Below are 2,909 nucleotides of genomic sequence, written 5' to 3' on the forward strand. Positions count from 1 at the left end.
ATCCATTCGTGTTCTCGTTGCTTCCGCGCTGCCATGGGTTCTGCGGATCGCAAAAGTACACCTGAATGTCGGTGGCCAACGTGAACTTCTTGTGAGCGTGCATCTCCGTGCCTCTGTCCCAGGTCAGTGACTTGTAGAGCTCCTGCGGCAGCTTGCGGGCGTTCTTGATGAGTGCGTTGACGCGCTCCACCAAGAACTTGTCCAGCGTGGCGCGTTGATTCATCAGCCGCCCGCTGACAAGCCGCATGGCATGCGCGAGTTCCTGGTCGCAACACCTGACGGACACCGCCTGATGATTGGTCAGGACCTCGCACTGAGAGCGGGAGGCTAGGCCGGGTTGCGGCCAGGAGCCGACGCTCGCCGTCATCGTCCAGTTCGCCATCGTTTAAGCTCCAACGACCAAGCTTTCTGGAGTTTCGCTATGCTTCAAATGCGCCCTGGGTGCGAGTGCTGCGACCGAGATTTGCCGCCGGATTCAGCCGATGCCCGAATCTGTTCCTTCGAGTGCACGTTCTGCAGCGATTGCGCCAGCAGACGCCTCGCCGGGACATGCCCCAACTGCGGCGGAGAATTGCTCCCGCGCCCATCGCGGTCGGCCGCCAAGCTCGAGAAGTACCCAGGTTCGACCACGCGGGTGTTCAAACCCGAAGGTTGCACGGCAGCACCCTGAATTCACTTCGCCGGCCCGGTCACATCTCCGACTTGTCGCGGCCAACAGCGGACAGCCAATCTCAAGGATGACTTCCGAGCAATATGCGGGAAATGAAGAATTGGACGTCTCTATGAACGGCGGATGGATTTCGACTAATGGGCGCTGCAGCGTGACTGCGACGCCGCTGCGCGAGTACCGCATGGGCGTATTCCCAGAGCGACTCACAGTGCAGCCGCCGATTGCAGGCGTCGAGAACTTCTATTTCTTGGGTGGGCATGTGGCGTTCGATGAGGCAGAAAAGTGCTTGCTTCTTTGGGACGACTCGGATGTGGTGGTGTTCCAGTATCTGACCGACCGCAGTTACTCGTATCACGGGCCGTTGTTTGCGCGTATTTCAAGCGCTGGCCTGACCGAGGGTGGAAGAATGTTGAACATCCAAGGGTGGCAGCAGGGCCAGCCGTTCTCCGCGACTGTGACGCTTGGCTCAATGGATTGCCCGGCCGGATTAGGGCATGTGAGCGATGGCATTTTTACGAGCGCACCCGCGTCACAGCACCCTGGTCGAAGACGGCCTCAGCTCAAGCCGAGTTTCATGCGAAGGCTGCGTGATTGGGCGACGCGACGAACTGTCTGACCGTCACCCAAGGTCAGCGTTGGAGCGCGACGAATGTCTCTTTTGGGCGCGGAGCGCCTGGTAGCCGACAGGCTACAGTCGGCCAGGAGCAGCCCTTCGTCGAAGCGGCAGAATTCGAGCATGACCGACCCAGTGACGACCCTCCAGCAGCATCGAGATTTCTACGCGCGCCTGGTTGTTGGACTCGGCGGCAGCTCGAACAAGCGCCTAGTGGCGGCTTTTGCCTCGGTTGAACGCGAGCGGTTTCTGGGATGCGGACCCTGGCATGTGTTGGCGGGCGATGCGTACATCCAAACCGCGACGTCGGACCCGCGCTGGCTATACCAAGACATCCTCATCGGAATAGCCCAAGACCGCGGAATCAACAACGGCCAACCCAGCTTGCACGCTCGGTGCCTCGCCGCATGCGCGCCGAAGCAAGGCGAATCGGTCCTTCACATCGGCGCAGGCAGCGGCTACTACTCGGCCATTCTTGCCGAACTCGTCGGACCGGAGGGCAGGGTCACCGCGTACGAGGTTGAGCCGGACCTTGCCGAGTTCGCACGAATCAATCTGGCGCCTTTCGGCCGAGTGGTGGTTGAGACGAGGGACGCAACGAAAGGAAGCCTGCCATGTGCCGACGTGATCTACGTGAATGCTGGTGCGACTCATCCTGTAGGCAGTTGGCTGGATGCGTTGGCGGTGGACGGGCGCCTGGTGTTCCCGATGACGACAGAGACTGGAGCGGGGTTCATGTTGATGATTTGCCGGTGGCGGGAAGATGCATACACGGCCGCATGTTTGAGTTTGGCGCGTTTCATCCCATGTGTCGGGGCGCGGAGCGTCGAGGCGTCGAGGACCCTTTCGAAAGCCCTGGCGGCAAGGCCTCCGCAGGTTGTTCGCTCATTCCATCGGGGCGTGCAGCCCGACGGGACGGCATGGTGCGTTGGCGAGGGCTGGTGGCTTTCGACAGCCGACCCGACGGCGTGAGCCGGCCACGAGCGGAAGTTGATGACCGTCCGCTCTGAGGACGGCTGGTTGATTCAATGCGTTGCGCGTGCACGACCCTTCAGACCCTGGGGTCGGCCGGTCGCCGACATCGGAGATCGCGAACGGCGTCTGCTGGTTCCACAGGTCGCGAAGGTCGTCGCTGCCTTCCATGCCGTTGTTGTTCAGCCGCATGTTGGTCTGCTCCGGACGGCCGACCCAGTCGATGCGCGGCGGGTCGTGGCCGATGAAGCCACCAGGCTTCGGGATCGGGATGGTCTCGGCTACGACCCCGAACAGCGAGCCCTTGGCCGGATCGAGCACGCGGCGCGTGTCGAACTCGATCAGGAAGCTCAGCACGTTGTCGTGCTGAAGCAGGTTGGGAAACTTCTTCATCTCGGCCACGATCCAGGCCAGGTAGAACGGATCCGAGCGCAGCCCCGCGAACACGCGGTAGGTGCCGTCGGCCGAGGTCGATCCCTTTTCGTCGTCGACGACGAAGCGGATCGTCTGGCCGCCGGGCAGCGTGCAGGTGCCGCGTTGCACCGGCCTCTTGCCTTCCGCGGCGCGCTCCAGCGCATCGAAGCGGAAAGTGAAGCGAAGCTCCGGATCGCCGGGCCTGAATCTGGTCGCGTCGCCCATGCCGGCGATCGTCAG

4 protein-coding genes and 1 pseudogene are annotated in these 2,909 nt (G+C 62.2%); 3 read left to right on the plus strand and 2 right to left on the minus strand.

Annotated features, from left to right (window positions below; genetic code table 11):
• Positions 1-181 (minus strand): annotated as a pseudogene (locus AB4Z46_RS35140) (IS30 family transposase); the annotation flags it as partial.
• A gap of 240 nt (positions 182-421) precedes the next feature.
• Between AB4Z46_RS35140 and AB4Z46_RS35145 the strand changes: the two are divergent.
• From AB4Z46_RS35145 to AB4Z46_RS35155, 3 genes are all read left to right on the plus strand, one after another.
• Positions 422-670, plus strand: coding sequence for a DUF1272 domain-containing protein (locus AB4Z46_RS35145; RefSeq protein ID WP_442288178.1), 249 nt, complete (start codon positions 422-424; stop codon positions 668-670).
• 67 nt (positions 671-737) lie between these two features.
• Positions 738-1,286 (plus strand): hypothetical protein, encoded by a 549-nt coding sequence (locus AB4Z46_RS35150; RefSeq protein WP_442288179.1) that lies wholly within the window; start codon positions 738-740, stop codon positions 1,284-1,286.
• Positions 1,287-1,406: 120 nt separating this feature from the next.
• Positions 1,407-2,255: a protein-L-isoaspartate O-methyltransferase family protein gene (locus tag AB4Z46_RS35155; protein ID WP_442288180.1), complete on the plus strand. Its 849-nt coding sequence runs from the start codon at positions 1,407-1,409 to the stop codon at positions 2,253-2,255.
• On the opposite strand, the gene AB4Z46_RS35160 is transcribed toward AB4Z46_RS35155, so the two are convergent.
• The coding region (locus AB4Z46_RS35160) for a hypothetical protein (protein ID WP_442288181.1) at positions 2,169-2,909 on the minus strand (741 nt) is incomplete at its 5' end. The genes AB4Z46_RS35155 and AB4Z46_RS35160 overlap by 87 nt on opposite strands.

The sequence above is a fragment of the Variovorax sp. M-6 genome, from assembly GCF_052114385.1.
Taxonomy (GTDB): Bacteria; Pseudomonadota; Gammaproteobacteria; order Burkholderiales; family Burkholderiaceae_C; genus Variovorax.

Bases quoted from the DNA above. Each gene is read 5' to 3' on its own strand.
- AB4Z46_RS35155 (WP_442288180.1), top strand. From the start codon at position 1,407: ATGACCGACCCAGTGACGACCCTCCAGCAGCATCGAGATTTCTACGCG.
- AB4Z46_RS35150 (WP_442288179.1), top strand. From the start codon at position 738: ATGACTTCCGAGCAATATGCGGGAAATGAAGAATTGGACGTCTCTATG.
- AB4Z46_RS35145 (WP_442288178.1), top strand. From the start codon at position 422: ATGCTTCAAATGCGCCCTGGGTGCGAGTGCTGCGACCGAGATTTGCCG.